This window comes from Pseudomonas sp. BF-RE-21, from assembly GCF_019947305.1.
GTDB classification, from domain to species: domain Bacteria; phylum Pseudomonadota; class Gammaproteobacteria; order Pseudomonadales; family Pseudomonadaceae; genus Aquipseudomonas; species Aquipseudomonas migulae.
The window spans coordinates 1-26,167 of the sequence record NZ_JAGYGF010000032.1 but is presented as its reverse complement, the minus strand read 5'-3'; the positions used below and the strand labels follow the sequence as shown (position 1 = coordinate 26,167).

The 26,167-nt window shown below is 62.2% G+C and carries 23 protein-coding genes; 12 read left to right on the top strand and 11 right to left on the bottom strand.

Annotated features, from left to right (window positions below; genetic code table 11):
* Window positions 1-15: 15 nt before the first annotated feature.
* Window positions 16-879, top strand: a complete 864-nt coding sequence (locus tag KGB25_RS19580; RefSeq protein ID WP_223436318.1) for a LysR substrate-binding domain-containing protein — start codon at window positions 16-18, stop codon at window positions 877-879.
* Between the two features lie 118 nt (window positions 880-997).
* On the opposite strand, the gene KGB25_RS19575 is transcribed toward KGB25_RS19580, so the two are convergent.
* On the bottom strand, window positions 998-1,870 hold the full coding sequence (locus tag KGB25_RS19575; RefSeq protein WP_008040483.1) for a LysR family transcriptional regulator: 873 nt from the start codon (window positions 1,868-1,870) through the stop codon (window positions 998-1,000).
* A gap of 268 nt (window positions 1,871-2,138) precedes the next feature.
* Between KGB25_RS19575 and KGB25_RS19570 the strand changes: the two genes are divergently transcribed.
* On the top strand, window positions 2,139-3,464 hold the full coding sequence (locus KGB25_RS19570; protein ID WP_008029615.1) for an MFS transporter: 1,326 nt from the start codon (window positions 2,139-2,141) through the stop codon (window positions 3,462-3,464).
* 4 nt (window positions 3,465-3,468) lie between these two features.
* Window positions 3,469-4,866 (top strand): FAD-dependent oxidoreductase, encoded by a 1,398-nt coding sequence (locus tag KGB25_RS19565; protein WP_223436342.1) that lies wholly within the window; start codon window positions 3,469-3,471, stop codon window positions 4,864-4,866.
* Here KGB25_RS19565 and KGB25_RS19560 read toward each other — a convergent pair whose 3' ends face one another.
* Complete coding sequence (locus tag KGB25_RS19560; protein WP_223436316.1) at window positions 4,867-6,195, bottom strand: type VI secretion system Vgr family protein; 1,329 nt, start codon at window positions 6,193-6,195, stop codon at window positions 4,867-4,869. It abuts the gene before it with no gap.
* Between the two features lie 219 nt (window positions 6,196-6,414).
* Here KGB25_RS19560 and KGB25_RS19555 point away from each other — a divergent pair, with 219 nt between their 5' ends.
* Entirely contained in the window at window positions 6,415-7,119 is a 705-nt protein-coding gene (locus KGB25_RS19555; protein ID WP_008029612.1) for a YebC/PmpR family DNA-binding transcriptional regulator, read from the top strand.
* 108 nt (window positions 7,120-7,227) lie between these two features.
* Here the strand turns inward: KGB25_RS19555 and KGB25_RS19550 are convergent, their stop codons facing one another.
* Window positions 7,228-8,529 carry a protein kinase gene (locus tag KGB25_RS19550; RefSeq protein WP_223436314.1) on the bottom strand — a complete coding sequence of 434 codons (1,302 nt, stop codon included), beginning with the start codon at window positions 8,527-8,529 and terminating at the stop codon, window positions 7,228-7,230.
* 233 nt (window positions 8,530-8,762) lie between these two features.
* The gene (gene zapE, locus KGB25_RS19545; protein WP_032832538.1) at window positions 8,763-9,893 is read right to left on the bottom strand and encodes a cell division protein ZapE; all 1,131 of its coding nucleotides are present in this window, start codon (window positions 9,891-9,893) and stop codon (window positions 8,763-8,765) included.
* Between the two features lie 315 nt (window positions 9,894-10,208).
* Here zapE and KGB25_RS19540 point away from each other — a divergent pair, with 315 nt between their 5' ends.
* The 7 genes from KGB25_RS19540 to KGB25_RS19510 all read left to right on the top strand — a co-directional run bounded on the left by KGB25_RS19540 (window position 10,209) and on the right by KGB25_RS19510 (window position 16,605).
* Window positions 10,209-10,697 (top strand): spore coat U domain-containing protein, encoded by a 489-nt coding sequence (locus KGB25_RS19540; RefSeq protein ID WP_263286232.1) that lies wholly within the window; start codon window positions 10,209-10,211, stop codon window positions 10,695-10,697.
* A gap of 106 nt (window positions 10,698-10,803) precedes the next feature.
* A complete protein-coding gene (locus KGB25_RS19535) occupies window positions 10,804-11,328 on the top strand; it encodes a spore coat U domain-containing protein (RefSeq protein WP_008040469.1) in 525 nt (174 codons plus the stop codon).
* A 20-nt stretch (window positions 11,329-11,348) separates the two neighbouring features.
* Entirely contained in the window at window positions 11,349-11,882 is a 534-nt protein-coding gene (locus KGB25_RS19530) for a spore coat U domain-containing protein (protein ID WP_008040468.1), read from the top strand.
* Window positions 11,883-11,886: 4 nt separating this feature from the next.
* A complete protein-coding gene (locus KGB25_RS19525) occupies window positions 11,887-12,387 on the top strand; it encodes a spore coat U domain-containing protein (protein ID WP_223436310.1) in 501 nt (166 codons plus the stop codon).
* A gap of 44 nt (window positions 12,388-12,431) precedes the next feature.
* Complete coding sequence (locus KGB25_RS19520) at window positions 12,432-13,220, top strand: molecular chaperone (RefSeq protein ID WP_192229199.1); 789 nt, start codon at window positions 12,432-12,434, stop codon at window positions 13,218-13,220.
* A 53-nt stretch (window positions 13,221-13,273) separates the two neighbouring features.
* Window positions 13,274-15,634 (top strand): fimbria/pilus outer membrane usher protein, encoded by a 2,361-nt coding sequence (locus tag KGB25_RS19515; protein WP_223436308.1) that lies wholly within the window; start codon window positions 13,274-13,276, stop codon window positions 15,632-15,634.
* The gene (locus KGB25_RS19510) at window positions 15,631-16,605 is read left to right on the top strand and encodes a spore coat protein U domain-containing protein (protein ID WP_223436307.1); all 975 of its coding nucleotides are present in this window, start codon (window positions 15,631-15,633) and stop codon (window positions 16,603-16,605) included. The genes KGB25_RS19515 and KGB25_RS19510 overlap by 4 nt, the downstream gene beginning before the upstream one ends.
* 134 nt (window positions 16,606-16,739) lie before the next feature.
* Here the strand turns inward: KGB25_RS19510 and KGB25_RS19505 are convergent, their stop codons facing one another.
* From KGB25_RS19505 to KGB25_RS19475, 7 genes are all read right to left on the bottom strand, one after another.
* Entirely contained in the window at window positions 16,740-17,786 is a 1,047-nt protein-coding gene (locus KGB25_RS19505; RefSeq protein ID WP_008029601.1) for an ABC transporter substrate-binding protein, read from the bottom strand.
* A gap of 18 nt (window positions 17,787-17,804) precedes the next feature.
* Window positions 17,805-18,920 carry an NAD(P)/FAD-dependent oxidoreductase gene (locus KGB25_RS19500; RefSeq protein ID WP_223436305.1) on the bottom strand — a complete coding sequence of 372 codons (1,116 nt, stop codon included), beginning with the start codon at window positions 18,918-18,920 and terminating at the stop codon, window positions 17,805-17,807.
* Complete coding sequence (locus KGB25_RS19495) at window positions 18,917-20,272, bottom strand: NAD(P)/FAD-dependent oxidoreductase (RefSeq protein ID WP_223436303.1); 1,356 nt, start codon at window positions 20,270-20,272, stop codon at window positions 18,917-18,919. The genes KGB25_RS19500 and KGB25_RS19495 overlap by 4 nt, the downstream gene beginning before the upstream one ends.
* 1,753 nt (window positions 20,273-22,025) lie before the next feature.
* A complete protein-coding gene (locus tag KGB25_RS19490; RefSeq protein ID WP_223436301.1) occupies window positions 22,026-22,316 on the bottom strand; it encodes a (2Fe-2S)-binding protein in 291 nt (96 codons plus the stop codon).
* A 7-nt stretch (window positions 22,317-22,323) separates the two neighbouring features.
* The gene (locus KGB25_RS19485) at window positions 22,324-23,118 is read right to left on the bottom strand and encodes an ABC transporter permease (RefSeq protein WP_192229204.1); all 795 of its coding nucleotides are present in this window, start codon (window positions 23,116-23,118) and stop codon (window positions 22,324-22,326) included.
* A 6-nt stretch (window positions 23,119-23,124) separates the two neighbouring features.
* On the bottom strand, window positions 23,125-23,994 hold the full coding sequence (locus KGB25_RS19480) for an ABC transporter permease (protein WP_223436299.1): 870 nt from the start codon (window positions 23,992-23,994) through the stop codon (window positions 23,125-23,127).
* Window positions 23,991-25,010, bottom strand: coding sequence for an ABC transporter ATP-binding protein (locus KGB25_RS19475; protein WP_008041220.1), 1,020 nt, complete (start codon window positions 25,008-25,010; stop codon window positions 23,991-23,993). Before KGB25_RS19475 ends, KGB25_RS19480 begins: the two co-directional genes overlap by 4 nt.
* Window positions 25,011-25,252: 242 nt before the next feature.
* On the opposite strand from KGB25_RS19475, the gene KGB25_RS19470 reads away from it, so the two are divergent.
* A complete protein-coding gene (locus KGB25_RS19470; RefSeq protein ID WP_008031920.1) occupies window positions 25,253-26,089 on the top strand; it encodes an IclR family transcriptional regulator in 837 nt (278 codons plus the stop codon).
* Window positions 26,090-26,167: the final 78 nt, after the last annotated feature.

Sequence of the window (26,167 nt, the reverse complement as noted above, 5' to 3'; positions counted from 1 at the left end):
CAGTGAGGGTTATTCATGAACCTGTTCCAGCTCCGCGCCTTCGATGCGGTGGCCCGCGAGGGCAGCTTCACCCGGGCCGCCGCCCGGCTGTTCATCAGCCAACCGGCGGTCACCGGGCACATCAAGGCGTTGGAGGAGCACTACCAGATCACCTTGCTGCGGCGCACCGCGCGTCGGGTCGAGCTGACGGAGGAGGGCACCAAACTCGCTGCGATCACCCGGGCGATGTTTGGTCTGGCCGAAGAAGCGCAAGTGATGCTGGAGGCCAATCGGCAATTGCTCACCGGGCGTCTGGAGGTGGCGGCGGACGGGCCGCACATGGTCATGCCGATGCTCGCGAGCCTGCGCGCGCGGTATCCGGGGATCACCGTGAACCTGCGCCTGGGCAATGCGCAGGAAACCCTGGGGGCGCTGTTGTCGGAGCATGCCGATGTGGCAGTGCTGACCGAGGTTGAGCCGCGCAAGGGTTTGCATTTGCAGGCGCTGAGCGAGTCGCGGATTTGTGCGCTGGTGCCTGAGGGGCATGCTTGGGCGCAGCGTTCGAAAGGGGTGCCGCTGAAGGAACTGGATCAGGTCATCATGGTGTTGCGCGAACCGAGTTCGATTACCCGACGCACGTTCGATGACGCTTGCGCCCAGGCGAAGGTGAGCCCTCGGGTGTTGCTGGAACTGGACAGTCGCGAGGCGGTGACCGAGGCCGTCGCGGCGCAGTTGGGGGTTGGCGTGGTGTCGTCGGTGGAGGTCAGCCACGACCCGCGGGTGGCGGCGGTGCCGATTATTGGCGAGGGGTTGGTGAACCGGCACATGATCGGGTGCATGGAGCGGCGGCGGGATTTGCGCTTGATTCAGGCGTTTTTCGATTTGGCGCCGGTCAGTTAGACCGCGGCGCGGCCATCGCGAGCAGGCTCGCTCCCACAGAAATTTGCGCCGTACACAAAATCAGTGGTCGCCATAGATCCTGTGGGAGCGAGCCTGCTCGCGATGGGGGCAGATGGGCCTACACCAGACTCTCGCGCACCATCTCCAGAAACGTCGCCACCACCCGCCGCGAACTCTGCTCGCGCAAACACACCAGCGTTTCCGTCAGCCGCCGCTTGCAGTCGGTAATGGGCAGCGCACACACCCGCGAATCTGCACCAAACTCCGCCGCCGAGACCACGCCCACCCCAATCCCCACGACCACCGCCTCACGCGCCGCCTCCCGGCCTTCGACCTGAATCGCCGGGCGAATCCGAAACCCGGCGCCGGCCATTTCCTCCTCCAGCGTCTGACGCGTCACCGAGCCGATTTCCCGCAGCACCAGCGGCGTGTCGTCGAGGTCCGCGAGGCAGATCGACTCGCGGTCGGCCCACGGATGATTGCGCGAAACAAACGCCACCATCGGGTCATTGCGCAGCGGCAGCGAGATCAATCGTTCATCGCTGACATCGCGCCCGAGCAACGCCAGGTCAGCCTGATAGTTGAACAGCCGAAACAGCGATTCATCAGTGTTGCCGGTTTCGATCTTCACGCTGATGCCGGGGTAGCGCTCGCAGAACCGCGCGATCTGCGGCAGCACGTGCACCGGGGCGTCCACCGCCAGAATCAGGCTGCCGGTCTGCAACGCCTGCGAGTCGTGAAGCAACTCCTGCGCCTCGGCTTCGATGACGAACAATCGCTGGGTAATGCTCAACAAGCGTTCACCCAGATCGGTCAGGCGCACCGACCGTTTGTTGCGGTGGAACAGCAATACCCCGAAGCGCTCTTCGAGCTTGCGCACCTGGTCGGAAATCGCCGGTTGCGTGAGAAAAAGCCGCTCGGCGGCTTTGGTGAAGCTTCCGTGAACAGCCACGGCATGGAAGGCTTTGAGCTGGGCGTGGGAAACCGACATCGAAACCTCCAGTAACAAGCTGAGCTTATATTGGAAATACGATAAATCGATTTCACTTATTAATCAGTAATTGTTTTTATCGGCTCCAGTCGCGGTGACTGGTCAGTCGAACAGCCTCCGTGACCATGAGCCTGCGCGTGCAATTGCAGGACTCATCTGACCGGTATCGCCAAAGGGACGCAGCGATATCGCAGTGCTCAACAATAAAAAACACAGGCGTTTTCTTCCAATTCTGCCGGCACACTCACACCCTGAGGTCAGAACCACAATGAACAAGCACATCGGCACCATCAAGCGTTGGCGCGTGCAGATCTTCGCGATCACCTGGCTCGCCTACGCCGCTTTCTACTTCACCCGCAAAGCCTTTTCCGTGGCCAAACTGGGGATCGCCGAAGACCCCACCTTCATGCTCGACAAAATGGCCATGGCCAACCTCGACGCCATCTACCTCGCGGCCTACGCCATCGGCCAATTCACCTGGGGCATCCTCGCCGACCGCTTTGGCCCAAGGGTCGTGGTGCTCGGCGGCTTGCTGATTTCCGCTGCGGCTGCGCTGGTGATGGGCAGCTTCGCAACGTTACCGATTTTCGCCACCTGCATGCTGATTCAAGGGCTGGCCCAGTCCACCGGATGGTCAGGGCTGTGCAAGAACATCGGCAGTTTCTTCCCCGCTGAACAGCGCGGGCGAGTGCTGGGTTTATGGAGTTCCTGCTATGCCTTTGGCGGGCTCGTGGCGTCGCCGTTTGCCGGTTGGTGGGCGTACACGCTCATCGGCAGCTGGCATGCGGCGTTCTTTTCCAGTGCGGCGGTGGTTGGGCTGGTCGCCGTGCTGTTTTTTATTTTGCAACGCAACAAACCGCAAGACGTTGGCTTGCCGGCGATCGAGCCGGAACCAGAGATGACCGCCGAAGAGGCGCATGCGCAAAGCAAGATCAGCGTGCTGGAACCGCTGAAGGAAATCCTGCGCAACCGCACGGTGCTGGTTCTCGGGCTCGCGTACTTCCTGCTGAAACCGGCGCGCTACGCGATTCTGTTGTGGGGGCCGGTGATCGTTTTCGAGCAGATGCCGACCGTGGGCAAGGTCGGTGCGGCGATCATCCCGACAGCGTTCGAACTGGCCGGGTTGCTCGGGCCGATCCTGCTCGGGTTGGCCTCGGACAAACTGTTCGGCGCCCGACGCATGCCGGCCTGCGTGATCAGTTTGCTTGCGTTGACCATTTCGCTGGCGTTGTTCATGGGTGCCTTGCACACCGGTAGTGTGATGCTGGTGGTGGCGCTGCTGTTCGTGATGGGCCTGACCCTGTACGGACCGGACTCGATGATCAGCGGCGCGGCGGCCATCGATTTCGGCACCGCCAAGGCCGGCGCCACGTCGGCGGGCTTCGTCAACGGTTGCGGCTCGGTCGGGGCGATTCTCGGCGGTTTGCTGCCGGGCTACTTCGACTCGGTCACCGTGTTCATTATCTTCGCCGGCTGCGCCTTGTTTTCAGCGCTGGTGCTGATCCCCTACTGGAATAGCCGCCCGGCTGGCCTGCGTGGCGAAACTGCATTCGTGCCGAACCGGCCGATGAGCGTCAAACCCCTGCGTACCTGAGGAAATACCGATGAGACCTTTCTGGCTGGAACAGGCGCTGGCGGCTGAGTCGTGCGCGCCGTGCGAACCTTTGCCCGGCGACACCCGCGCCGATGTCTGCATCGTCGGCGGTGGCTACACCGGTTTGTGGACCGCGATCATGCTCAAGGAGCAGAACCCGGAACTGGATGTGTTGCTGATCGAAGCCGACATCTGCGGTGCCGGCGCCAGCGGCCGCAACGGCGGTTGTGCGCTGTCGTGGTCGGCCAAGTATTTCACCCTGGAAAGGTTGTTCGGTGTCGAAGAGGCGGTGCGGCTGGTCAAGGAATCCGAGCGCAGTATCCATGCGATCGGCACCTTCTGCGAACAGTACGGCGTGGACGCCGATTACCGCCTCGACGGCACGCTCTACACCGCGACCAATCGTGCCCAATGCGGCTCGACTGACGCGGTGATCGCAGCGCTCGAACGCCACGGCATGAACTCGTTCACGCAACGGCCGGTGGCGGATGTGCAGCGCATGGCCGGTTCCCGAAAACACCTGGAAGGCTGGTTCTCACCGGCCGCCGCCAGCGTGCAACCGGGCAAACTGGTGCGCGGTTTGCGCCGGGTGGCGTTGCAGTTGGGCGTGAGGATTCATGAGAACACCGCGATGACCGGACTGGAGGAGGGCAAACCGGCAGGGATCCAGACCCCGCACGGCACTGTCCGCGCAGATCGGGTGGTGCTGGCGATGAACGCGTGGATGGCCCGCGCGTTCCCGCAGTTCGAGCGCAGTGTGGCGATTGTCTCCAGCGACATGCTGATCACCGAACCACGGCCGGACCTGCTCGACCAGATCGGTTTGACCAGCGGTGTCACGGTGCTCGATTCACGGATTTTCGTGCACTACTACCACAACACCCCGGACGGCCGGATCATGCTCGGCAAGGGCGGCAACACGTTTGCCTACGGTGGCCGGATGCTGCCGGTGTTCGATCAGCCGTCGCCCTATGCAGGCCTGTTGCAGCACAGCCTCAGCGAGTTTTTTCCGGCGTTTGCCGAGGTCAAAGTCGAAGCGACGTGGAACGGTCCGTCGGATCGCTCGGTCACCGGTTTACCGTTCTTCGGCCAGATGAGCGCCCACGGGAATGTGTTCTACGGCTTCGGTTATTCCGGCAGCGGGGTCGGGCCGTGTCACATGGGCGGGCAGATTCTCGCTTCGATGGTTCAGGGGCTCGACAATGCCTGGACCCGTTCACCGCTGGTCAACGGTCCGTTGGGTTTCTTTCCGCCAGAGCCGATTCGCTATCTGGGTTCGCTGATGGTGCGCAACGCCATCCGCCGCAAGGAGCGCGCCGAAGATCACGGGCGTCGGCCACGGCATCTGGACGTGCGCCTGGCAAAATTCGCGGCGGCAGCGGGCAAGGCGGACAAGGGCTGATCAGGCCTGACGGTTGATCAGCCAATCGAGCAGCAGCCGGTCATCGCCGCGTGGTTGTCGGGTGGTTCGAGGCGCTGGCGGATGGCTCGCCGTCGCGCACAACACCGGGCGGTCCGGATCGCTGTCGAGAAAACTGATGAGCACCTCGGTGCCGGCGACCGGCAGCTTCGACGGATCGATCCGACCGTCCGCTGTGGCGAGAGCCAGGGGCAGCCAAAGGCCGGGGGATTCATCGTCATCGGACTCCGGGGTGGGCCACAACCTGACCTGTATCCGGCCTTGTTCATCCAGCACCGCAGGCTGGCCGACCGGGCCGAGCACCCGCGCGGTCTGGAAGCCCGGAATGCCGGGCCTGGCGTGTGTCAGCGCGGGGCGGAACACCGTTGACCACGCAATGGCGGTGAACTGATTGCTGTAACGCCGGCTCATGTCGGAGGTGGCCGGGGCGAGAATCGACGGTTGCTGTCCCTGATGACGGAGCTCGGTCAGCAGCCATTGATCGTTGAAGTTCTGCAGCGGATGTTCCGACACTTGCACGATGCGTCCGCTGCGCAATTCGCTGTGATTGCTTTGACCCTGTATCTGCCGATGCAGGCAGCGCAAGCGCTCGAGTATTCGGCGGCTGAGCCGTTCGCGATCGAGCGGTGGCGGGGCGGGGTGCGCGCAGAGTGGCGGCGAGGTATGCCGCTGGAACAGTTCGTTGATCACCGGCCCGCTCGCGTGCCCGGGTGTGTCGCCATGAAACGGCGTCAGCAGCGGTTCCTGGGGGAAACTCAGGCAGTCATCCGCGAGCACCAGCACATGGCCGTCGCATCGATGTTCGAAGTGATAGTGGATGCCTTCTTCTTCGCACAGACGTTGCAGGAACGTCAGGTCGCTCTCGTCAAACTGAATGCAAAACGGCCTGGCGGGATAACGCCCGTTCGGCAGCTCCAAACGATAGCTGTCTTCGGGCACTGAGTTTTCTGCGAGTAACTGGCGCAGGATCGCTGGCACATTGAGTTGATGAAACACCCGGCGGCAACGCTGCCGGTCGAGGTTTTGCAGCCAGGGCACCACCACCAGCCTGTACCCGACCCAGTGCGGGCCACGATGTTCGTGGCTGGCGCTGTGGACGACGCCATGAATACCAAGGTCTTGCGTCAGGCTGAGGAACACCGGTTGTTGCAACAGGCGATCCGGGCTCATCGCCGGTGACAGGCCGATCATTTCGATATCGAATCGATAGGGCTGGTTGAGCGCTTCATGGCCACTGAACTGAACCACCTGCCAACTCAAATCGGCGTCCAGCAGTGTCAGGGTGAAGGGACTTTCCTTGTCGTTGTGCATCGATCGCGCTTCTGCCTGGGAGTACGGGCACAAAGGGTACGAAACCGTGGCCCTTTATGGTCACCGCAAATCGACGTTTCAGAATCGCCCTACAACCAGCGGTGAAGAAGTCGATTCGACAGGATGGATTTTTTGGTCGATTGCCAACTTTAGGCCGTATAAACTTGCGCAAAGCGTCGGCCAATAGATGTCTCGGCGCCATAGATAAGAGAGTGAGTAATGGGCGCACAGTGGAAGGTTAAACACAAAGAAGCGGCAGCCAACGCCAAGGGCAAGATCTTCGGCAAACTGGTGAAAGAAATCACCATTGCTGCGCGTAACGGTGCCGATACCGCCACCAACGCACACCTGCGTCTGGTGGTCGAACAGGCAAAAAAGGCGTCGATGCCCCGCGAAACCCTGGAACGTGCGATCAAGAAGGGCTCCGGCCAGCTCGGCGAAACCGTGCAATACCATCGCGTGACTTACGAAGGGTTCGCGCCGCACCAGGTGCCGCTGATCGTTGAATGCGTGACCGACAACATCAACCGCACCGTCGCTGAAATCCGCGTCGCGTTCCGCAAGGGCCAGCTCGGCGCCTCCGGTTCCGTTGCCTGGGACTTTGACCATGTGGGCATGATCGAGGCGTCCCCGGACAGCCCGGATGCCGATCCGGAAATGGCCGCTATCGAAGCCGGCGCACAGGATTTCGAACCAGCCGATGACGGCGCCACCCTGTTCATCACCGAAGCGACCGATCTGGATTCGGTGCAGAAAGCCTTGCCTGAGCAGGGTTTCACCGTGTTGTCGGCGAAACTGGGCTACAAGCCGAAAAACCCGGTCAGCGGCCTGAGCGACGAGCAGATGGCTGAGGTTGAAGCGTTCCTGGAAGGCCTCGACAACCACGATGATGTGCAGGACATGTTTGTCGGTCTGGCTGGGTAATTTGTTGCTTCAGTGATACCGCCTTCGCTAGCAGGCTAGCTCCCACACTGGATTGTGAACGCCGGTCAATTGTGGGAGCTAGCCTGCTAGCGATTGACCGCGCAGCGGTCACCAGCCGTTCAATTCCCGCACAATCTCGCTGAACCCCGGCCGCGCCAGCACTTTCGGCTGACAGCAACGCTGCTGCATATCCTCCAGCTTCACCCGCGCCTGATCACTCAACCCCGAGTCGATCCGCTCCAGCAATTCCCCCAACAGAACGCCAAACGCGCGCACCTCGATCCGCTGCAATGCACGGGTTTCAAGGCTGTCCTCGGTCGCGTGGAAAGACGCTGCGCCAAAGTCCCCCAACAGGCAATCGCCGTGCTCGTTCCATAGAATATTGTGGCCATAGAGGTCGCCGTGGGTGATGCCCTGGCGGTGCAGATGCTCGGCCACCGACGCGATGCCACAGGCGATCCGCAAGGCCACGTCGGCGCTGAACCGGGTATCGCTGGCGTAGACATCGCGGCTACAGGATTCCAGGCTCGGCAACCCGGCGAGGTTGCGATAGCTCGGGTCGATCAACTCCATGACCAACCCGGCCTGGGCCTGCGGATGCTCGACAATCCGTCCTTCGACCCGGATCAGGTTGGGGTGAAGGCCGGCGGTGATGCAGGCGTTCATTTCATGCAGCGGCGAGCCATCGCTGGTCATTTCGCCCTTGTAGAGTTTGACCGCGACCGGCGTTGCCTGCTTCCACAACGCCTGATGAATGACGCCGGAAGCGCCTTCGCCCAGCTTCTGTTCAAGGCTCAGCTGAGACCAGGGAATCGTCGGCGTGGCATCGAGCGCGGCGGCATCGGCTTCGGTTTCCAGCGGATTGCCGGCATAGGCCAGCCAGGTCAGGCTCGGCAGGGTCAGCAACCAGGATGGCAACTCGGTCAACTGGTTGGCGGCGATGCGGGTCAGCTCGAGGCGATGGCAATTGCTCAGGCTCTGGGGCAAGCACCGCAGGCGGTTACCGGCCAGCATCAGTTTTTGCAGATGCGGACGTTCACCCAGCTCGGTCGGCAATTCGCTGATGCGGTTGTCGGTCAGGATCAACCAGCGCAACAACGGCGGCAGCGCGGCGCCCGGTACGGTTTCGATGCGGTTGGCCTTAAAACCGACCATGGTCAGTGCCGGGCACTGGCCGAGGCAGGCGGGCAGTTCGCTGAACTGGTTGCGGTCGCAGAACAACACGCGCAAACGGGTCAGGCGATGAAAGTCGTCCGGCAGGCTGCGCAACGCGTTGCCACTGAGGTTGAGCACCTCCAGCGAATCCGCCAGGTCGAGGATTTCCCGGGGGAACTCCGTCAGGTCGGCGGCCAGGTCCAGGCGAGTGGTGCCAGCCAGCAGGCCGGCGCGCAGTTGGGCAAGGGTATCCATGATCAGATTCGCCATTGATCGAAGGTAGGGCGCGAGGCCCGATGAAGGGCGACATGATAGCGGTAAAACCCGGGTGGCTGTCAGACCGCCATCGTCGGAACGCCGCCCGGAGCCGGCTCACTCCCACATTAGACCAAGTTATCTGGATGTACGCGGTCAACTGTGGGAGCGAGCCTGCTCGCGATGGCGGCGATCCGACGAAAGCGATAGATGCTGCACCGCCAATCCGGTTTTCAGGCCGGTTCTCTGACTTCCATCAACTGTCCCAATCGACTGCGGGTGCGCGCCAGGTCGATGGCATCGCCGCCCAGGCTTTCGCGCAACGAGCGGTGGCCGAGCAGGATCAGGTGCTTGTCCTGGTCGTACAGAACGTCCACCAGATTGATGAAACGCTGCTGCGCGGCAATCGAGCAGTCGGCGAGGTTGGGCAGTTTGTCGATGATCCAGTGGTCGAAACGTCGGCACAGCTCCAGGTAATCCATGACCGCCGTTGGGTGGTCGCACAGATCGCCGAAGGTGAAACCGATGGTGCGTCCTGCGCAATATCGGGCTGGGAGATGCCGGTTGCCGACGGGCAAAGGAATGGACGGCGCATCGGGCTCGGGCAGGTTCAGTGCCTGACGTTGCGCCAGCGTAGCCGGCCAGACGTAGTGACCCTGGGTAAACAACTGCTGGGCGTGGGTTCTCGCCTGACTGCGATAGTCGTGCGGGCCGCCGACTTCCATGACTTGCATGCGCGCATTGATCAGGTCGATCACCGGTTTGAAGCGCGCGTGGTAGAGCGGGTTTGGCAGCAAGCCCTCAGGCGGGTAATTGGAGGTCACCAGCAGCAGAATGCCTCGGCGAAACAGAGCCTTGAACAGCCGCGCGATGAGCATCGCGTCGCCGATGTCGTGGACGTGAAACTCGTCGAAACACAGCACCCGGCAATCGTTCAGCAAGTCGTCGAGCGTCGTCGCCAGCGCATCCGGGTGATCGCGATGACTGAACATGCCTTGGTGCAGTCGAGCGAAAAACTCGTGGAAGTGCAGGCGCTGTTTTTCCGCGATCGGCAGCGCCTGGAAAAAGCCGTCGAGCAACCAGCTCTTGCCACGCCCCACGGCGCCGTACAGATACAGGCCCGGCAGCGTTTTCGCCGAAGTGCCGAGCAGTGCCGCGGCGTGCTGCGCCATGCAGTCGACCACGCGCTGCTGGCTGTGGCTGAGGGTGTAACCCTGTGCGTGGGCCTTGTGCCGGAAATAGTCGTGGACCACGCGCCCCATCGCTGAATGAGCGGCGGAGGTGGTCGATGCCTTGCCGAAGAGACGGCGCAGCGCGGGCCAGCGTGGTGTGAATCGCGAACGGTTGGGCGGTCGAACGGCCACTGTGTCACCCCGTAATCGTCAGGCAGGCTCCCCGAGCTGCGGCGGCCTAGTGTAACCAAATGGGGAAATTTGCTTCCAGTTGTGTCGACGGGCGTGGGGTGTAATTGGACAGAATTGTGCGGTGTGTACAGCTTGTAGGGCGTAGGGGTTGTGGGGTTTTGCCAGCAATTCGACATAAAAGCTCATTCCTTCGGCGGATCCAATTTTTTCGGGCCACTGGAAAATCCTCGGGGCGTTGCTAACCTGCATTTTTAGAAGCCCCCCCACAAGGAATCGGCCGTGAATGGAATCATTGCATGTGCAGTCTTGGGCGTGATGCTCAGTGCGCAAGTGTCGGCCGCAGAACTTCAGGTGCAAGTGCGTGTCGACGTGCTGCGCGGTTGTCAGGTGGTTGGCCAGCAACGCACAGCGGGCGTCGAGCAACTGGGGGTGCTGGACTTCGGCAATACCGCGCGGCTGGACGATCCCGCCGGGCCTTTGGCGGCGGCGCTGATGAACGAGCGCCTGCCCCGACTCGAATGCAATCCCGACACCCCTTATCAACTCCGGGTCGACGGCGGCCTGCACGGTGGCGTCGGTGACACGCGCTACATGGCCGGTTCCGCCGGCAGCAAACCCATTCCCTATCGGCTCTATCAGGACCCCGCGCGGTTGATCCCGCTGGCGGTGGACGTCCCGGTGAGCGGCCGTGTGCCGGATACCGGTTCAGTCGATTTACCGTTGTATGTACGCATCGAACCGCTGGCGGAAATTCCCCGGGTCAGTCGCTATTCCGACCTGTTGAAAGTGACCGTCATCTGGTAGCGGCAACTGTGTAACTGCGGCCAATGGATTCGGCTGGCGCAGGGAAGGGGGCGCTCCTCGTTGTGCGCCTGGGTTCTGGAGTCCTGATGGAATTGGGATTGGCGTTATGACAAGCAAACTCTGGATATTGATGGCCGTGGGTGCAGGGGTATTGCTGACGGGGGGCGCGCAAGCGGCGATCAGCGGGCAGATCCATGCGCGACTGATCATCATCGCCGGTTGTGAAGTGACCAATGGCGGCAGCCCGGTCAGTGATTTCGGCACGCTGGATTTCGGCCAGCAAGGCCCGACCTGGACCAACCCGATCAAAGCCCGCCTCGGTGCTGACGGTCGCGGCAGGTTGAACGTCGCCTGCACCCCTTCGGTCACCGGCTTCACCGTCACCATCGATGGCGGCACCCATGGTGACGGCACCACCCGGCGCCTGAGCAACGGCAGCCAGACCCTGCCTTATCAATTGTTCCTCGATGCATCCGGAAGCCAGAGCTACAGCATCGGCCAACAACACAACTTCGCCGTCACCAGCGGGGCCCAGATACCGATTCCGGTGTTTGGCTCGGTGGTGGCGAATACCCGCGCGATACCGGCCGGGGTCTATACCGACACCCTGACCGTGACGCTCGATTGGTAAACCCGTAGAGGACGGACACCATGCGCATGCTCGTATCAAGGATAGTTTTGTCACTGCTTGGCCTGACGCTGGTGTCCGGCGCGCAGGCGGCCACCACGGTCACCGGCCAGATCTCTGCCAGCCTGATTCTGATCAGCAGCTGTCAGGTAAATGGTGCGGGTGGCTCCAGCGGGCTGAACTTTGGTGCCTTGAACTTCGGCACCGACAACAGCCTGTTCACCACGAAAGATGCACAAGTCATGGGCGGTGGCGTGGCGCTGTCGATCCTCTGCTCCAGCGGCACCACGCCAACGGTCAAGGTGCGTGCCGGTGCCCACGACGGACTGTCGGCGGGCGGTTCGCGCGCGCTGTACGACGGTGTCGCCAACTACGTGCCGTACGACTTGTACACCGATTCCGGGCACTCGCAGCTTTTAGCCATTGACGGGGTGATCAACCTTGACCCCAGCACCGGCGTGGCGCAGACCGTGAACATCTACGGTCAGGCGAAGGGCAAGGCCGGGCTGCCGGCCGGTACTTACAGCGACACGATTTCCGTCGAACTGACGTTCTAGGGCGATGAACCGCCATGGATGGCTGGCGATGGCGCTGTTGTGCGCGGCCGGTGTGCCGTTGCCGCTGGCAGCGGTGACCAGCCAGAGTTTCCTGGTCAGCGCCACGGTCACTGCGGGTTGTCTGGTGGTCGGCGGGGTGTCGAACTACGGCAGCCTGAATTACGGCAGCCAATCGGCGCTGGCCACCGGCACGGTGCAAGTGGCCCTGACGGGGGATGTACAGCTGCAATGCACACCGGGCGTGACCATGAACATGACCGTCGATGGCGGCCAGTACAACAGCAGCGGGCGACACCTGCAGCTGACCACCGGCAGCAACCGCGTTTCGTACCAGCTGTTTCGCGACGCGGCTTACAGCCAAAGCCTGGGGATCGGCCAGAGCGTCGCGGTGGCGTACACGGACGCAAACAACATCCGCCTGCCGATTTACGGTCAGGTGCTGTTACCGGGCAATCAGCCTGGGGGGACCTACAGCGATGTGCTGCAAGTGCAGCTGTCGTGGTAACGCGGCGTTTTTGATCGGGCCTGACAGGCACAAGGAGTAGGCAAATGGATTTACCCGCGCGGCGGCATTCTGTTGTGCGTCAGGCAGTGTTGGCGATGCTGCTGTTGGGGGCGGTCAAGGTGCAGGCGGCCAGTTCGGTGCTGATCTGGCCGATCGATCCCGTGCTGGAGGCCGATCAGCAGGCCAGTGCCTTGTGGCTGGAAAACCGTGGCAACGAGACTGCGAATTTGCAGATCCGGGTGTTCGCCTGGAGCCAAAGCGGTTTCAACGATCAATACCAGAACCAGCGCGACGTGATCGGCAGCCCGCCGGTGGCGAAAATCGAACCGGGCCAGAAACAACTGGTGCGCCTGACCCGCACCCGGGAGATCCCACCGGGGCAGGAACTGGCTTATCGCATCATCATCGATGAAATCCCCTCGGCCACCCCGCCCGCCGGCGAAAGCGGCAAGACGGCGGCGGCCATTCGGTTCCAGATGCGTTATTCGGTGCCGCTGTTTGCTTACGGCGCGGGGTTGTGGAGCAAGGAAGACACCAGTCGCAAGCGTGATCCCAAAGGCGCGGGGCTGCCGGATTTGAGCTGGCGCACGGTGGCGGTGGACGGTCGCCCTTATGTGGAGGTGCGCAATCAGGGGGCGGTGCATGCGCGGTTGACGGACGTTGCGCTGAAGCAGGGAGGCCAGACAAAACCTCTGGTGGAAGGCCTGCTCGGTTATGTGCTGCCGGGCGCGATCATGCGCTGGCCGGCGCCCGGTCCGATGGCGCAAGACCCGGCGTTGCAGGTGCGGGTGAATGGTTCGCCGCAGGTACAAAGCATTACGCCCGCGCGCTGATCTGCAACTGACGGGAAAGGGAGGCAGGGTCCATCGACGGACGTAAAGCGGTAATGAGCCCGCATCGGGCCCGCAGTTTCCAGCGTCCGTTGATCTGCGCCATGAGCTGTGTGGGTTGCCTGGCGTTCGCTCACCCGTCCCAGGCCGGTGATTTGCCGCCGCCACCCGGCAGCATGGAGGCCGTGGCTGATGCGCAGTTGTTTCTGGAATTGGTGGTCAATCAGATGAATACCGGACACGTCGTGGCGGTGGAGCAACGCAACGGGCGGTTTTTCCTGTCGGCCAACGCGTTGCGTGACACCGGTATGAAACTGCCGGACACCCTCGGCGCCGAAGTCGACCTCGACAGCCTGTCGGGTCTGCACAGCGAATACGACAGCGCCGGTCAGCGCCTGCTGCTCGACGTACCGCCCAGCTGGCTGCCGGAGCAATTCGTCGGCAATCGCGACGCCTACCCGCGCACTCCGGCCCTGAGCAGTTTCGGTGCCTTGTTCAACTACGACCTGTACCTCAACGACACCGATGATGCCGGTACTTACCTCGCGGCCTGGAACGAAGTGCGACTGTTCGACAGCTGGGGCACGCTGTCCAACACCGGGCAATACCGGCGCACGTTGTCCGGCGATTCGGTCAGTACGCTGAACAATGGCTACCTGCGTTACGACACCACCTGGCGCTACTCCGATGACGAGCGATTGCTGACCTACGAGGCCGGTGACCTGGTCAGCGGCGCATTGCCCTGGAGCAGTTCGGTGCGCCTGGGCGGGGTTCAGCTGTCGCGGGATTTCGGCGTGCGCCCGGACCTGGTGACTTATCCGTTGCCGCAGTTTGCCGGGGAAGCGGCAGTGCCATCCTCGGTCGACCTGTTCATCAACGGCTACAAATCCAGCAGCGCCGACCTGCAACCCGGCCCCTACACGCTGACCAATATTCCGTTCATCAACGGCGCCGGCGAAGCCGTGGTGGTCACCACCGATGCCCTCGGTCGGCAGGTCTCGACCACCGTGCCGTTTTATGTCACCAGCAGTTTGCTGCAAAAGGGCCTGAGCGACTTTTCCGTGGCGGCCGGTACCTTGCGCCGCGATTACGGCATCAGCGATTTCGGTTACGGTCCCGGTGTCTCATCGGGCAGTCTGCGCTACGGCCTGAGCGACAACTTCACCCTGGAAAGCCACGCCGAAGCGTCGGACTCACTGACCCTCGGCGGTGTCGGTGGCAACCTGCGCCTGGGCAATTTCGGCGTGCTCAATACCGCACTCAGCCAGAGCCGGTTCGATGGCGACAGCGGTCAACAACTGAGCCTGGGTTATCAATACAGCAGCCAGCGCTACAGCTTCTCTTATCAACGCCTGCAACGTCGCGACCAATACGCCGATCTGACCGTGGTCGACAGTCCTTTCACCACCCTCAGCAAACGCAGCGAACAGGCGACCCTGAGCCTGAATCTCAATACCTGGGGCAGCCTTGGCGTCGGGTATTTCGACGTGCGCGCGGCGGATGATTCTCGCACCCGTTTGCTCAACCTGACCTGGAGTAAGCCGCTATGGCACAACAGCAGTTTCTACCTGTCGGCCAACCGCGAAATCGGCGACAGCAACTGGGCGGTGCAGGCGCAACTGGTGATCCCGTTCGACTTGCGCGGCAGCCTCGCGCTCAGCAGTGAACGCAGCAAGACCGGGCAGAGCCAGCAGCGGGTCAATTACAGTCGCGCCGTGCCGACTGAAGGCGGGGTGGGGTTCAACCTCGGTTATGCCCACGGCGACGGCCCGGCCTATCGTCAGGCCGACCTGACCTGGCGCCTGCAGTCGGTGCAACTGCAGGCCGGTGTGTACGGCAACAGCGACGTCGAAACCCGTTGGGCCGATGCCAGCGGATCGCTGGTGTGGATGGACCGCCAGGTGTTCGCCGCCAACCGCATCGACGATGCCTTTGTGGTGGTCAGCACCGATGGTTACGCCGACATTCCGGTGCGCTACGAAAACCAGCAGGTCGGCCAGACTGATCGCAATGGCCACCTGCTGGTGCCGTGGAGCAGCGCCTATTACCGCGGCAAGTACGAGATCGATCCACTGAACCTGCCGGCCAACGTGCGCAGCCCGAACGTCGAACAGCGGATTGCCGTGCGCCGTGGCAGCGGTTATTTGCTGACGTTTCCATTGAGCCGGGTGATCGCCGCGAGCATCGTCCTGGTGGATGCGCAGCAGCGAGAGCTGCCCCTGGGCAGCGGTGTCGTGCATGAGCAGAGCGGCACGCAAACAGTGGTCGGATGGGACGGTCTGGTGTACCTGGAAAATCTTCAGGCGCAGAACACATTGCAGGTGACGCTGGCCGACGGGAAAGCCTGCCGCGTCCAGTTCGCGGTGGACATGAATCAGGATCAGATTCCGCTGATCGGGCCGTTGGTGTGCCAATGAGTGCCGTGAAATGGCTGGTGCTGCTGGCGGTCTGGTTGCCAGGCTGGGCATGGGCGTTGTGTTCGGTGGTGGTCCCTGCCACGGCGGTGGCATTCGGTTCGGTGAGCTCGATTGCGCTGCGTACCGCCGTGCAGAACAGTTCAAGCCTCAACGCCGGTTTGAGTTGCACCGGCTCATTGGTCTCGTTGCTGACCAACAATGACCATTTCAACGCCACAATTACCTCGACTCAAGCCGGACTGCTCGGGCCGACCGGAGACGTCATCGGTTACACGCTGTATGCCAACAACACCACCAGTTACCCGATCGAACGTGGCACGCCCTTCGACTTCGCGCGCAACGGGATCATTGATGCGCTGGGGCTACTGGGCAGCGTGGTGCCGAAAACCGCACCGATTTATCTGGGGACAATCACGGGCAGTAACGTGGCGGCGGGTATCTATACCGAGACCCTGAGCATTGCCTGGAGCTGGAATTATTGCTCCGGCATTGGCGCCGGCAGTGTTTGCCTGGGGCGCGATATCAGCAGCGGCACCACCAGCATGACCGTCACCCTGACGGTCGCCAATGACTGCACCATCACCGCCCCGAACATCAGTTTCGGCAGCGCGCCGGTCGTCAGTGCCTTTGCGCCGGTTACCGGCCAGACCATCAGCCTCGCCTGCACCAAGGGCAGCGCTTACACCGTAGGCCTGGGCGACGGTCTGCAGGCAGCCAGTGTTGGCGGGCGGCGACGGATGGCTTTCGGCGGCAATTACCTGGCGTATGACATCTTCAAAAGCGCCGGCACCACCCGCTGGGGCAGTGTCGGCAGTGCTCGCCGGGCCAGCTCCGATGCCGAGGTCAATCCCGGTAACGGTTTGGGCTCCGGGAGCCAGATCTTCAATTACAACGCGAAAATCTACACCGACCAGACCACGCCGCCGGCGGGCACGTATCAGGACAGTGTGATTCTGGATGTGGGGTTTTAACGAATCCCTTTGACCAAACGCAGAACCTGTGGGAGCGGGCTTGCCCGCGATAGCGTCGGAACAATCAACCATATGTTGAATGTACCGGCCTCATCGCGGGCAAGCCCGCTCCCACAGTTTTTTTGAGTTTATAACTACCGCTCGATACTACGATTCCACCGCGCATTCCACGCCGGGCGCTGTTCGTTGACCTGGTCCCAGTCGATGGCAATCGCCGTTGTCAGATACTGCTTCATCGCCTCGACCTGGCCCCGTGTCTTGTCCGTGGTCGGGGTGTTCGGGTTGGACGGGATCTGATCGCCATCTTCAAGTGCAGCGGCTTGCGCCTCGGGGGTCAGCAGAAACGCGGCGAGTTTCTGCGCCAGTTCCGGTTGGGTGTTGTTGGCGATGGCGCATTCGGCAACGTTGAGCACCACTGCGCCTTCCTTCGGTTGCGCATATTCGACCGGCATGCCTTTGAGTTTCAGCGCGGTGACCTGGGTCGGCGTCAGCGGGAACAGCGCCGCTTCGTCGGTCTGGAGCATTTCGGAAATCTTCGCCGAGCTCGGAATGTATTCCAGCACGTTGCGCCCGACGGTGTTCGGCCATGCCTTGAAGCCCGGCTCCACGTCGGTTTCGCTGCCGCCCTGAATCCGGTTGAACATCAGGAAACCGTGCAGGCCAAAGGTCGAAGAAGCCATCGACTGGAACACCAGTTTGTCCTTGAAGCGCGGGTCGGCCATGTCCATCCACGAGGTCGGCGTCGCCCAGCCTTTTTCCTTGAACAACCGCGTGTTGTACGCCAGCCCCGTGACACCGAGGCTGACTGCCACGGCCTGGTCCTTGATACGACCCTTGGCCGGAATCTGCGCCAGGGTCGGGCTGTCTTCGAGTTTGTCGCACAGGCCCATGGCGATGGCGCGGTACATGATGCCGTCGTCGAGGAACATCACGTGCATTTGCGGGTTGCCTTTGCTGGCCTGGACCTTGGCCAGAATATCGGCGGACGTGCCGGGCACGATCACCACTTTGACGTTGTTAGCCTTCTCGAAAACCGGCAGCACCTTGTCGGCGTAGAGCCGTTCCATGGTCCCGCCGTTCATGCCGAGGTAAAGCGTCGGTTCGGCCTGGGCCTGGGTGACCGTGAGCAGGGCGCTCAGGCATGAAAGTCCGAGCAGTGCAGTGCGTTTGACGTTATTCATTGGCGCGACCTTCCTCTATCAAGCAACGGAGATGGAGTGAAACCGGGTGATGGAAAACGCATCCAGCGACGTGGTTGAGGCGCCGCTGCAGATGATCTCGGTGAGCGCCTGGCCCACCGCTGGACCGATCTGGAAACCTGCGCCGGCAAAGCCGAACGCGTGCAACAGACCGGGTTGAGTGCCACTGTGCCCGATCACCGGTTGGCGATCGGGCAAGTAACCTTCGGTGCCGCTCCAGGTACGAATCGCCTGGGCGCCTTCAAGAAACGGATAAAGCTCTACGGCTTGGCGCAGGATTTCGATCACCGCGTGTTGACCGGGGCGGGCGCGCGCGCCGTCGAGGGCAAACCCCTGGCCGCCGCCCAACACGCAATTGCCGCGTGCGACCTGACGCGCATAAATACCGCCGCCCTCGACGCCGGTGCTGGCATCCATCACCCATGGCAAGGGTTCGGTGACCAACATCGCCGGGTGCCCGGCGTGCATCGGCACCGCTTCGTCGAACTGCGCGGCAAGGCTGCCGGCCCATGCGCCAGCGCAGTTCAGCAGCCAGGGCGCTTGCAGTTGCAGGCCGTTTTGCGTGCTGACGCAAAAGCGCTGACCGTCATGCTCCACGGCGCTCACCGCGCATTGTTCGTGGACTTGCGCGCCGTGGCGCTGTGCGGCCCGGGCAAACGCGGGTGAAACCAGTCGTGGGTTGGCGTGACCGTCATCCGGGCAAAACGAGGCGCCGACCGCGACGTCGCCGACCCACGGAAAACGCGTGCGTAATTCACGGCGATCAAGCACCTGCAAATCGAGGCCGAAACCCTGACTGCTGGCGGCATAGTCCTGCAATGCGCGCAGGTCGTTGAGGCTGCGCGCCAGTTTCAAGTGACCGCTGCGCTGGTATTCACCGTCGATGCCGATCAACTGCGGCAACTGCCCCCAGATTTCGTGAGCCTGTTGCGACAGCGGCAGTTGCGACAACGGTCGGCCCTGACGCCGCACGCCGCCGTAGTTCACGCCGCTGGAGTGCGAACCGCAAAAATCGCGCTCCAACAGCGCCACACGACGACCGGCCTTGCTCAGGAAGAGCGCGGCGGAGGCGCCGACAATGCCGCCGCCAATGATCACTGCATCGACCTCGATCATGGCTCGACCTCCAGACCAAACGGCAACGGTTTGATCGGTGCCTGTGCCCGCAAGCGGCCGATGTCAGAGACGTTTCGCTGACTGGCGCAGGCAATGATTTCTGCGGCGGCAGCGCCACACATGCGCCCCTGACAGCGGCCCATGCCGACCCGGCAATGGGCCTTGACCCGGTTGATTTCCCAATGGCCCTCGCGCACGACGTCGCGGATGTCACCGGCGCGCACTTCTTCGCAGCGGCAGACCATCACGTCGTCCGGCGTGTCGGCCGCCCAGTTTTGTGGAAACACGAAGGCGCGTTCCAGGCCTTGGCGAAAGCTATCGATTCGTTCAAGTGCCTGCTCCAGTTGCACGCCACGCTTGGGCGCAACCACGTGACCCATGTCTTCGAGCAAGGCGAGGGCGGCCCGCTCGCCGGCCATTTCCGCCGCGTCGGCGCCCATGATGCCGGCGCCGTCGCCGGCCAGATAAACCTCGGCGACACTGCTGCGACCGGCGCTGTCACGCTGCGGCAGCCAGGCGCGGTTGAGCGGGTTCCAGGCGAATGCGCAGCCGAGCAAGTCGGCGAGTTGGGTTTCACTGCGCAGGCCATGGGCGAATGCCACGGCGTCGCAGTCCAGTTGATGTTCACCGTTTGAGTTGGCCCAACGCAGCGACTGTACGCGGTGTTCGCCATCGATGCGTTTCAAGGTTGCACCCTGATGCACCGGGATGCCGTGAGCGGTCAGCCAGCTGCGGTAATAAATGCCTTTGGCCAATGTGGCCGGTTGCGCCAACAGATCGGGCAGGGCGCGGGCCTGAGCGCTGAACGGCGAGCTGTCGAGCACCGCGACCACGTTCGCGCCGGCCTTGGCGTATTGATACGCCACCAGATACAGCAACGGTCCGCTGCCGGCGAACACCACGCGCTCACCGATGGCGCAGCCCTGGAATTTCAGGGCGATCTGCGCAGCGCCGAGGCTGTAGACGCCCGGCAGCGTCCAGCCTTGCACCGGTAACACCCGGTCGGTGGCGCCCGTGGCGACAATCACCCGAGAGAACTCCAACCGTGCGGCGCGCTGCTCGTGCAAGGTGTCGAGCGCGCCGGCCTCGGCGTTCCACACCAGGGTTTCAGGACGGTAATCGAGCTGCTCGCGCAACTCATCAATCGTTTGGTGCAAGGCTTTTGCCTTGCGCGCTTCGAAGCCATACAGCTTGACCGCCGAGCGCTTGAAGTTCGCCGGCTGCCGCCGATAAATCTGCCCGCCACCGCGCGCGGCTTCGTCCAGCAAAACCGGGCGCACACCATGCGCCACCAACGTCTGCGCCGCACGAATCCCGGCCGGCCCGGCCCCCACAATAACCACCGACTTCATACCCAACCCCCTGTAGGAGCCGGCTTGCCGGCGATGAGGCCCTCAAATCCAACATCGATGTCGGCTGATACACCGCCATCGCCAGCAAGCCGGCTCCTACAGTGGATTGGGGTTGGTCGCGAATTTTGTGCCCGACACAGCTCCCCTGTAGGAGCTGGCTTACTAGCGATCGCGGCCTCACACCCAGCACCCATGTCGGCTGACCCACCGCCATCGCCAGCAAGCTGGCTCCTACAGTTGATTGGGGTTGGTCGCGAATTTTGTGCTCGACACAGCTCCCCTGTAGGAGCTGGCTTGCCGGCGATGGGGCCCTCACATTCAACATCTATGACGGCTGACACACCGCGATCGCCAGCAAGCTGGCTCCTACAGTTGATTGAGGTTGGTCGCGAATTTTGTGCTCGACGCAGATCCCCTGTAGGAGCCGGCTTGCCGGCGATGAGGCCCTCACATTCAACATCCATGTCGGCAGATACACCGCGATCGCCAGCAAGCCGGCTCCTACAGTTGATTGGGGTTGGTCGTGAATTTTGTGCTCGACGCAGATCCCCTGTAGGAGCTGGCTTGCCGGCGATGAGGCCCTCACATTCAACATCCATGACGGCTGACACACCGCCATCGCCAGCAAGCGGGCTCCTACAGTTGATTGGGGTTGGTCGCGAATTTTGTGCCCGACACAGCTCCCCTGTAGGAGCTGGCTTGCTAGCGATCGCGGCCTCACATCCAACATTGATGTCGGCTGACCCACCGCGATCGCCAGCAAGCTGGCTCCTACAGTTGATTGGGGTTGGTCGCGAATTTTGTGCCCGACACAGCTCCCTTGTAGGAGCTGGCTTGCCGGCGATGGCGGCCTCACATCCAACATTCATGTCAGCTGACCCACCGCGATCGCCAGCAAGCCGGCTCCTACAGTTGATTGGGGTTGGTCGCGAATTTTGTGCTCGACACAGCTCCCCTGTAGGAGCTGGCTTGCCGGCGATGGGGCCCTCACATTCAACATCTATGACGGCTGATACACCGCGATCGCCAGCAAGCTGGCTCCTACAGTTGATTGGGGTTGGTCGCGAATTTTGTGCTCGACGCAGATCCCCTGTAGGAGCTGGCTTGCCGGCGATGGGGCCCTCACATCCAACATCGATGTCGGCTGATACACCGCGATCGCCAGCAAGCCGGCTCCTACAGTTGATTGGGGTTGGTCGTGAATTTTGTGCTCGACTCAGCTCCCCTGTAGGAGCTGGCTTGCCGGCGATGAGGCCCTCACATTCAACATCCATGTCGACAGATGCACCGCGATCGCCAGCAAGCCGGCTCCTACAGTGGATTGGGGTTGGTCGCGAATTTTGTGCCCAGCACAGATCCCCTGTAGGAGCCGGCTTGCCGGCGATGAGGCCCTCACATTCAACACCCATGTCGGCTGATGCACCGCCATCGCCAGCAAGCTGGCTCCTACAGTTGATTGGGGTTGGTCGCGAATTTTGTGCTCGACACCGCTCCCCTGTAGGAGCCGGCTTGCCGGCGATGAGGCCCTCACATTCAAAATCCATGTCGGCTGATACACCGCGATCGCCAGCAAGCCGGCTCCTACAGTTGATTGGGGTTGGTCGCGAATTTTGTGCTCGGCACAGATCCCCTGTAGGAGCTGGCTTGCCGGCGATGGCGGCCTCACATCCAACATCGATGTTGGCTGATATACCGCCATCGCCAGCAAGCTGGCTCCTACAAAGAACCAGGGTTGGGGAGATGTAATGTGTGTTCATAGCGATCGCCCCGGTTCGCGGCTGATTTGCTCGCCGTCTTCTAGCAGCGTTGAACACGCGCGCACTCGCCGGCCATCGCCCAGGCGAACCCAGCAGTCCTGGCACGCGCCCATCAAGCAAAACCCGGCGCGGGGCTGTGCGCTGAAATCGCTGCCGCGCAAGTGTTCGCTGCAGGTCAGCACGGCGGTCAGCACGGTGTCGCCGAGCAGCCCGCTGGCCGGTGCGCCGTCGAGGGTAAAGTTCACGGCCGGGCGGTCGCCTTCGGCCAGTCGTTTCAGCAGAGCCATGGCGCCCTCATTGTTTACCCACCAGAACCCGATCCAGGCCGTAGACCCGATCAAGCAGAATCATCGTCAGCGCGGTCAGCGCGATCACCAGAGCCGACACCGCCGCCATCATCGGATCGATGGATTCGGTGGCGTACACGTACATACGCACCGGCAAGGTTTGCGTGGCCGGCGAGGTGACGAAGATCGACAGCGTGACTTCGTCAAAACTGTTGATGAACGCCAGCAGCCAGCCCCCGGCGACCCCCGGCAAAATCATCGGCAAGGTGATTTGGCGAAACAGCGTGAAGCGCCCGGCACCCAGCGATTGCGCCGCGTGTTCGGCGCTGCGATCCAGGCCAATGGCCGAGGCCAGCACCAGTCGCAGCACATACGGCGTGATCACCAGCACGTGAGCGAAAATCAGCCAGGCGAAGCTGCCGTTGACGCCCATCAGCGCAAACAAACGCAGCAGCGCCACGCCCAACACCAGATGCGGAATGATGATCGGCGACAGAAACAGGCCGTTGAAAAAGTCCCGTCCGGGAAACTCGAAACGGGTGATTGCCAGCGCCGCCGGCACCGCAATCAACGTCGCCAGGCTGGCCGCGCTAAACGCCAGGATCAGGCTGTTGTAAAACGCATCGACAAAGTCGGCACGCTCGAACACTGCACGGAACCAGCGCAGGGAAAACTCCGTGGTCGGCAGGCTCAGGGTGTTTTCCGGGGTGAACGCCACGAGGCAGACCACCACCAGCGGCGCCAGCATGAACACCACCACCAGGGTATGGAACAGCAGGGCGAAAGGACCGTTCTTGGACATGACGAGTTATCCCAATGACTTCTTGTAGCGGCCTTCGATCATCCGGTTCCACGACAGCATGATCAGCAGGTTGAGCAACAGCAGCGCGACGGCGATGGCGGCGCCCATCGGCCAGTTGAGCTCCGACAGGTACTGGTCGTAGATCAGCGTGGCGACCATCTTGATCCGCCGCCCGCCGAGCAGGCCGGGAATGGCAAAGGAGCTGGCCGCTAGGCCGAACACGATCAACGTGCCGGACAACACGCCGGGCATGATTTGCGGCAACACCACCTGGCGCATCACCGTGAAGTGACTGGCACCCAGCGACATCGCTGCTTGTTCGGCAGCCGGGTCGAGTTTTTGCAGCGAGGTCCAGACCGGAATGATCATGAACGGCAACATCACGTGAACCAGCGCAATCACCACCGCGAACGGCGTGTACAACAGCTTCATCGGTGAGCCGCCGAAGGCTTGCAGTGTCTGGTTGATCAGGCCGTCGGCGCCGAGCAAGAGGCTCCAGCCGAAGGCGCGCACCACCACCGAAATCAGTAACGGCGTGAGGATCAGAATCAAGAAAATCGAACGCCATGGCGCGCCCATGCGGCTGAGGATGTAAGCCTCGGGCACGCCGATCACCACGCAAAGCAGGGTGGTCAGGGCGCTGATCCAGAACGTGCGCAAAAAGATTTCGTAGAAGTACGGATCACCCAGCAGGCTGCTGTAATGGTCGACGGTGTAGGCGTCGCCGTTGATGCCCGAGCTGTAGTCGAAGACGTTGAACGACAACACCAGCGTCAACAGCAGCGGGATCACCAGCAGGCAGACGTACAACGCCAGCGCCGGTGCCGACAACAAATAGCCCTGACGTCCCTGGCGAACAGCCACGAGCGTACTCATGCCGACACCTCGTCGACACTCAGCACCCGCAGCAGCGCCGCGTCCCAGTCGAGGCCGACCGGTGTGCCTTCGTTCAGCGGTGCCGAGCCGTCGTTGCGGCGCACCACGCTGAGTTCGCCGAGGCTGGTCGAAACGCCGTACAACCATTGGCTGCCGAGAAAGAAGCGGCTGACGATCCTGCCTGGCAGGCGGCCGTGATCTTTGTCCCGCAGATCGATTTTTTCCGGACGCAGGCTCAGGGTCAGTTCACCGCCGCTGCGCACCTGAACCACACCTGCACTGTCACGCTCGCCGGGCAGCAGATTGGCCTTGCCGACGAAGCCGGAAATGAACTCGGTGCGCGGGTGTTCGTAAAGGGTGTAGGGCGCGTCGATCTGGGTGATGCGCCCGGCCTGCATCACCACCACGCGGTCGCTGATGGACAGCGCTTCGGACTGGTCATGGGTGACCATCAACGTGGTGATCCCGACTTCGCGCTGGATGCGGCGGATTTCGAATTGCATCTCTTCGCGCAGGTTGGCGTCGAGGTTGGACAGCGGCTCGTCAAGCAACAGCACCGGCGGCTCGATCACCAGGGCGCGGGCCAGCGCCACACGCTGGCGCTGGCCACCGGACAGTTCTCGTGGGTAACGTTCTGCGTGCTGGTCCAGACGCACCAGTTTCAACACCCGATCCACGCGCTGCTGCAACTCGCCGTTGGGCACTTTGCGCATGCGCAGGCCGAAGGCGACGTTGTCTTTGACGGTCATGTGCGGAAACAACGCGTAACTCTGGAACACCACGCCCAAGCCACGGCTGGCGGGTTTGGCGTGGGTGATGTCGCGACCGTCCAGCAGAATGCGCCCGCTGGTGACTTCGACGAAGCCGGCGATCATTTGCAGGGTGGTGGTTTTGCCACAGCCGGAAGGGCCGAGCAGGGACACGAACTCGCCTTTCTCGACCGAGAGGTGGGTGGCGACGACGGCATCGATGTCGCCGTAACGTTTGCCGAGTCCTTCAAGTTGCACAAAAGCCATAACTGCGCTCCACCTGAGATTGTTATGCGCGGCCTGAGGTCGCGCTTTTTTGTATGGGCAGATACGAAAGGGTGTTGCGGGGTGCGTTGGCGCTCGACTTGAGTCGGCTGCCGCTGTTGTTCGAATCGCCCCTGTGGACGCAGATTAGGACGAAGACTAGGATGGGCTCAATGGCCTATTTCACTGAAGCGATGACTATTTTCAGTTTCATTCGGTGAGTAAATTAATTGTCGAGAAATGGCATGACTGATTCCATTGAGCGGAATGAAAACAAAAATGAAGTCGGCGTCGGTGCGGTCTCCCGGCTGTTTGCGGTGCTGCGCAGTCTGGGTGACACCGTCGAGGGCGGGGAGCGCGTGACGCAACTGGCCCAACGCATCGGTTTGTCGCAACCGACCACGCACCGTTTGCTGCGCAGCCTGATGGACGAGGGCATGGTCGAGCAGGACGTTCGAAGCAAACGCTATCGCCTGAGCCTGGATTTTTTTGCGCTGGCGGCGCGTGCCGGCAATACCGGAAACCTGCGCGAACTGGTGCGGCCGTCGTTGTTGCGGTTGTCGGCTTCGCTGGGGGATTCATTGTTTCTACTGGCGCGCAGTGGTTTTGATGCGATCTGCCTGGACCGCAGTGAAGGGCCGTTTCCGATTCGCACCTTTACCGGCGACATCGGCGGGCGGGTGGCACTGGGCGTGGGCCAGGGCAGTCTGGCGATCCTGGCGTTCCTGCCGGAAGAGGAGCGCGACACGGTGATCCATTACAACCTGCCGCGGCTGAAGGATTTTCACCTGTACGACGAGGTGTTCCTGCGTTCGGAAGTCGAGAACGTGCGCGCCCTCGGTTATGCCGGGCGCAACACCGGCGTGCTGCAAGGCATGGCCGGCGTGGCGGTGCCGATTCTCGATCGTGAGGGGCGAGCGGTGGCGGCGTTGAGCGTGGCCACTGTGAGTGACCGATTGGGCCCGGATCGCTTGCCGACAGTGGTGGAGATGCTCAAGCGCGAAGCAGCGCTGATCGGGCCGCGGATCAATCCGTTTGATCCGTTGTTGCGGCGGCCGTCCCAAGTCTTCGGCCAAAGCTGAACACACCGAAAATCCCTTGTAGGAGCCGGCTTGCTGGCGATGGCGGTGGGTCAGTCAAATCAATGGTGACTGATACAC

Excerpts from the sequence above, each read along its gene's own strand:
- KGB25_RS19575 (WP_008040483.1), bottom strand. The coding sequence starts at position 1,870 with ATGTCGGTTTCCCACGCCCAGCTCAAAGCCTTCCATGCCGTGGCTGTT.
- KGB25_RS19490 (WP_223436301.1), bottom strand. The coding sequence starts at position 22,316 with ATGGCTCTGCTGAAACGACTGGCCGAAGGCGACCGCCCGGCCGTGAAC.
- KGB25_RS19505 (WP_008029601.1), bottom strand. The coding sequence starts at position 17,786 with ATGAATAACGTCAAACGCACTGCACTGCTCGGACTTTCATGCCTGAGC.
- KGB25_RS19580 (WP_223436318.1), top strand. The coding sequence starts at position 16 with ATGAACCTGTTCCAGCTCCGCGCCTTCGATGCGGTGGCCCGCGAGGGC.
- KGB25_RS19470 (WP_008031920.1), top strand. The coding sequence starts at position 25,253 with ATGACTGATTCCATTGAGCGGAATGAAAACAAAAATGAAGTCGGCGTC.
- KGB25_RS19510 (WP_223436307.1), top strand. The coding sequence starts at position 15,631 with ATGAGTGCCGTGAAATGGCTGGTGCTGCTGGCGGTCTGGTTGCCAGGC.
- KGB25_RS19480 (WP_223436299.1), bottom strand. The coding sequence starts at position 23,994 with ATGAGTACGCTCGTGGCTGTTCGCCAGGGACGTCAGGGCTATTTGTTG.
- KGB25_RS19495 (WP_223436303.1), bottom strand. The coding sequence starts at position 20,272 with ATGAAGTCGGTGGTTATTGTGGGGGCCGGGCCGGCCGGGATTCGTGCG.
- KGB25_RS19570 (WP_008029615.1), top strand. The coding sequence starts at position 2,139 with ATGAACAAGCACATCGGCACCATCAAGCGTTGGCGCGTGCAGATCTTC.
- KGB25_RS19525 (WP_223436310.1), top strand. The coding sequence starts at position 11,887 with ATGAACCGCCATGGATGGCTGGCGATGGCGCTGTTGTGCGCGGCCGGT.
- KGB25_RS19530 (WP_008040468.1), top strand. The coding sequence starts at position 11,349 with ATGCGCATGCTCGTATCAAGGATAGTTTTGTCACTGCTTGGCCTGACG.
- KGB25_RS19475 (WP_008041220.1), bottom strand. The coding sequence starts at position 25,010 with ATGGCTTTTGTGCAACTTGAAGGACTCGGCAAACGTTACGGCGACATC.
- KGB25_RS19560 (WP_223436316.1), bottom strand. The coding sequence starts at position 6,195 with ATGCACAACGACAAGGAAAGTCCCTTCACCCTGACACTGCTGGACGCC.
- KGB25_RS19485 (WP_192229204.1), bottom strand. The coding sequence starts at position 23,118 with ATGTCCAAGAACGGTCCTTTCGCCCTGCTGTTCCATACCCTGGTGGTG.
- KGB25_RS19555 (WP_008029612.1), top strand. The coding sequence starts at position 6,415 with ATGGGCGCACAGTGGAAGGTTAAACACAAAGAAGCGGCAGCCAACGCC.
- KGB25_RS19515 (WP_223436308.1), top strand. The coding sequence starts at position 13,274 with ATGAGCCCGCATCGGGCCCGCAGTTTCCAGCGTCCGTTGATCTGCGCC.
- KGB25_RS19540 (WP_263286232.1), top strand. The coding sequence starts at position 10,209 with ATGCTCAGTGCGCAAGTGTCGGCCGCAGAACTTCAGGTGCAAGTGCGT.
- KGB25_RS19520 (WP_192229199.1), top strand. The coding sequence starts at position 12,432 with ATGGATTTACCCGCGCGGCGGCATTCTGTTGTGCGTCAGGCAGTGTTG.
- KGB25_RS19500 (WP_223436305.1), bottom strand. The coding sequence starts at position 18,920 with ATGATCGAGGTCGATGCAGTGATCATTGGCGGCGGCATTGTCGGCGCC.
- KGB25_RS19550 (WP_223436314.1), bottom strand. The coding sequence starts at position 8,529 with ATGGATACCCTTGCCCAACTGCGCGCCGGCCTGCTGGCTGGCACCACT.
- KGB25_RS19535 (WP_008040469.1), top strand. The coding sequence starts at position 10,804 with ATGACAAGCAAACTCTGGATATTGATGGCCGTGGGTGCAGGGGTATTG.